Origin of the sequence: Pseudomonas sp. (genome assembly GCF_035277045.1) — a bacterium.
Lineage (GTDB): Bacteria > Pseudomonadota > Gammaproteobacteria > Pseudomonadales > Pseudomonadaceae > Aquipseudomonas.
In genome coordinates this window covers 1-2,852 of record NZ_DATELE010000079.1, presented here as the reverse complement: position 1 = coordinate 2,852, position 2,852 = coordinate 1, and the positions used below count along the sequence as shown (strand labels likewise).

Here is a 2,852-nt window from a genome sequence, read left to right as displayed (position 1 = left end):
GGAGGGGCAAGCCCTTTTGGTTACTTTTGGCTGGGCCGGCACACCGGGCGACTGCCAAAAGTGACTCGCCGTAAGGGCGAAACCGCCCTCAAAGACCCCCAAAAAACCCCTGCAAATTCCGCAAAACCAACCCCACCGTATCCCGCGCCGCCTCAGGCGAAAGCCCCCCCACATGCGGCGTCAACAGCGTATTCCCCAACGCTTTCAAATCATCCCGCACCGCCGGCTCATCATCAAACACATCCAGAGCAGCCCCAGCGATCCCCCCTTCCCGCAGCGCCGCCACCAACGCCCCGGTATCCACCACGCTAGCCCGAGCGATATTCACCAGATACCCCTCGGTCCCCAAAGCCTCCAGCACCCGGGCATCAACCAACCCCTGCGTACCCACGCCGCCCGGTGTCGCCACCACCAGAATATCGACCGCCTCGGCCAACCCCAGCGGGCTGTCATACCACGTATACCCCACCCCCTCCCGAGGACTGCGATTGTGATAACTGACCGTCATGTCAAACCCAAGCGCCGCCCGCTTGGCAATCGCCAGCCCCACCGCCCCGAGCCCGATGATGCCCAGCCGCTTGCCCGACACCGACGGCAAGATAACCCGGTCCCACTCCCCACGACGGGTGCTGGCATCGGCATGAGGAATATCACGCAACAACCCGAGCAGCATGGCCATGGCATGGTCCGCCACGGTACTGGCATTGGCGCCCGCGCCGTTGGTGACGGTAATGCCACGCGCGCGCGCGGCCGCAAGGTCCACCTGCTCGTAGCCGGCGCCGAGCACGCAGATGATCTGCAACCTGGGCAAGGCGTTGATTTCATCAGCCGTCAGCCCAAGCGGCCCACGGGTCAGCACCGCGTCGATTTCATCGGCATGACGCTGGATGGCGGCAGCACGCAGCTGCGCGGAGGGTGCGCGGATCAGCCGGTAACCGGCGTGCTCGAGCAGTGGGAGGTAATCGTCAACGCTTTCCACCAGCACCAAGACTGTCTTGCTCATGCACCCTCTCCTGTGAAGTCGAGGGCGCATTATGCGCAGCTTGGGTTACTGCGCGAAAGCCCGGCCCAGGCCGCCCGGCACACCACTGCTGTCGGTGTCCTGCCACGGGCCGTCAGGGCTGGTGGACCAGCTCCAGCCGTTGTTCCAGCGATAGTAGGTGCGCTGGCGGTAGAAGGTATTGGTCTGTTTCTCTAGCACATACACGCCCAGCTTGGGATCCCAATGACTGGCGCCGCCCGGTGGCGGGGCGAAGCTTGCCGAGGTGCGCGGCATCGGCTTGGGCGAGGGGGTGACGGCTGGCGTGGTGGGTTTCTTGCCCGGCAGCGGCTTGACCACCGGCCCGGTGGGCGGTGGAGCGGTCTCGATCGGTGGCAGTTGTTCGGCTGGCTGCTGATGCACCGTACACGCGCTAAGCCCCATCACGAGGGTCAGCAGGGTCAGGCGGACGGCGTTGTTCATGGCGCGGCTCTCTTGGAATCAGGCTTACGGATCGGGGCTGTCGATGATCAGGTGTTGCGCGGCCTGAGTGGTGCTGGGCAGCGCTGCGCTCTGGCCGATCCATTCGCCTTGGGTAGGCTGGCCGGCACGGGAAACGCGTGCAACCAGTTGGACTTCGGCAAAGTCGGACAGTTTCATCTGCGCCAGCATCGCATCGGCGTCGCTAAGCTCGACGTCGATGGGCAGTTGCGCGACAGTGACGCGCTTGGCCGCCAGGGGCATGGGTGGGCCCTTGCTGGCACGCGCGAAGATGAACACCGTGTCGTCGGGCCTGACCTTGTCGCTGAGCGCCGCTGCAAGCTCCACGCGCACCTTCAGCCGCACCGTCTGGACGGGCTTGTGGCCCGAGGCTTGGAGTTTCTCCGCGGCGCGATCGATACCGCCCTGCAACGCCGCGCGCGAGGCGTCGCCCTCGGGCAGCTGGGCCAGCAACCGCTGCCAGTAGCCAATGGCCTCCTGGTAGCGCTGACCCTCGAAAGCGGCGATACCGAGCAGGCCCAGGCTGGTGACCTCCTTCGGATCGGCCTTCAGCGCTTCGTCGCTCAACGCCTGCAACTGCGGATTCCATTGCTTGCCATTGGCGAAATACAGCGCCTGGGCCCATTGCCCGAGCAGCTCGGGCTGTCGCCCGGCCAGGGCGACGGCACGCTCGAAGACCTTGGCCGCATCGGCCGGACGCTGGTCGGCCATGTAGGCACGGCCAAGGAAGTACAGCCCTTCGGCAGACCCGGGCTGGGCCGCCACGGCGCGCTCCAGGCGCGAGGTCATGTCCTGCATGTTTTTCGGCGCCTGGGCGAACTCCTGGGTCAGCTCGACCTTGTCGGCGGCGCCAAAGTGCAGGTACAGCGCCAGCCCGAACACCGGCACCAGCACCGCCGCCAGCAAAGGCAACGCCTTGCCCAGACGGCCGCTGCGCGCAGGCTCGGCGCCTTCGGTGTCGGCCAGCAGCTCACGGGCCGCCTCGTCGCGGCCTGCAGACAACTGCCCGGCATCCAGCGCCCCGGCGTCATGCTGCGCGGTGAGTTCGGCCACGCGTTCCTGGTACAGGGCCACGTTCAGGGCGGTACGGTCTTGTTCCTGCTGCTGGCGACGGCCCCGCAACACGGGAATCAACAGGAAACCCAGCGCGGCCAGCAGCATCACTGCCGCGCTAATCCAGAATTCAGTCATCGGTCTGTTCTTTATCCAGCAGTTTGGCGAGGCGCTCGCGTTCATCAGGGGACAGCCCGGCATCCGCCGTGGCCGCCTGAGATCGCCGACGGCGGACGATCACGGCAAGCAACACGAAGCCACTGAGCAGCAGCAGGCCCGGCCCGAACCAGAGCAGCCAGGTACGCCCGGTCAGCGCGGG

4 protein-coding genes are annotated in these 2,852 nt (G+C 66.2%); all 4 read right to left on the bottom strand.

The genetic code is table 11. The features are described 5' to 3' along the window. Positions 1–88 precede the first annotated feature (88 nt). On the bottom strand, positions 89–1,003 hold the full coding sequence (locus tag VJS90_RS03280) for a 2-hydroxyacid dehydrogenase (RefSeq protein WP_324119063.1): 915 nt from the start codon (positions 1,001–1,003) through the stop codon (positions 89–91). 45 nt (positions 1,004–1,048) lie between these two features. Continuing rightward, on the bottom strand, positions 1,049–1,462 hold the full coding sequence (locus VJS90_RS03275; protein WP_324119061.1) for a hypothetical protein: 414 nt from the start codon (positions 1,460–1,462) through the stop codon (positions 1,049–1,051). A gap of 24 nt (positions 1,463–1,486) precedes the next feature. Then, on the bottom strand, positions 1,487–2,671 hold the full coding sequence (gene ccmI, locus VJS90_RS03270; RefSeq protein ID WP_324119059.1) for a c-type cytochrome biogenesis protein CcmI: 1,185 nt from the start codon (positions 2,669–2,671) through the stop codon (positions 1,487–1,489). Further along, a partial coding sequence (locus VJS90_RS03265) for a cytochrome c-type biogenesis protein CcmH (protein ID WP_324119057.1) occupies positions 2,664–2,852 on the bottom strand: 189 nt, incomplete at its 5' end. The genes VJS90_RS03265 and ccmI, both read right to left, overlap by 8 nt.

Bases quoted from the DNA above. Each gene is read 5' to 3' on its own strand.
- ccmI (WP_324119059.1), bottom strand. From the start codon at position 2,671: ATGACTGAATTCTGGATTAGCGCGGCAGTGATGCTGCTGGCCGCGCTG.
- VJS90_RS03275 (WP_324119061.1), bottom strand. From the start codon at position 1,462: ATGAACAACGCCGTCCGCCTGACCCTGCTGACCCTCGTGATGGGGCTT.
- VJS90_RS03280 (WP_324119063.1), bottom strand. From the start codon at position 1,003: ATGAGCAAGACAGTCTTGGTGCTGGTGGAAAGCGTTGACGATTACCTC.